Raw genomic sequence first — 324 nt, 5'->3', positions numbered from 1 at the left:
TGTGTGTAAGTATTCCACCAAAACAAAGTGTATCTGAATTTGTAGGGTACTTAAAAGGAAAAAGTGCTTTGATGATATTTGATAAACATCCACAGTTTGGAAGCAAGTGGTCAAGAGCATTTTGGGCAAGAGGATATTATGTTTCGACAGTAGGAAATATCACAGAAGAAGCAATTAAAGAATATATCCAAGAACAACAAGAGGAAGATAAAAAGACAGAACAAAGATAAAAGAAACCTCTTTTAGAGGTGCGATGGTATGAGCGCTTGCGATACCCGTCTTTAAGGCGGAGCAGGTAAAATGCCCTTATAGGGCTGTTGTCAA

The 324-nt window shown here is 37.7% G+C and carries 1 protein-coding gene; it reads left to right on the top strand.

Features of this window, described 5'->3' with window-relative positions; genetic code table 11:
* On the top strand, nucleotides 1–230 hold a 230-nt coding region (tnpA, locus tag FLK20_RS21480; RefSeq protein WP_152658624.1), incomplete at its 5' end, for an IS200/IS605 family transposase.
* Nucleotides 231–324: the final 94 nt, after the last annotated feature.

The sequence above is a fragment of the Oceanobacillus sp. CFH 90083 genome (assembly GCF_009389585.1).
Taxonomy (GTDB): Bacteria; Bacillota; Bacilli; order Bacillales; family Amphibacillaceae; genus Oceanobacillus.
The sequence above is the reverse complement of the archived record's forward strand: the minus strand, read 5'-3'. Positions and strand labels throughout refer to the sequence as shown.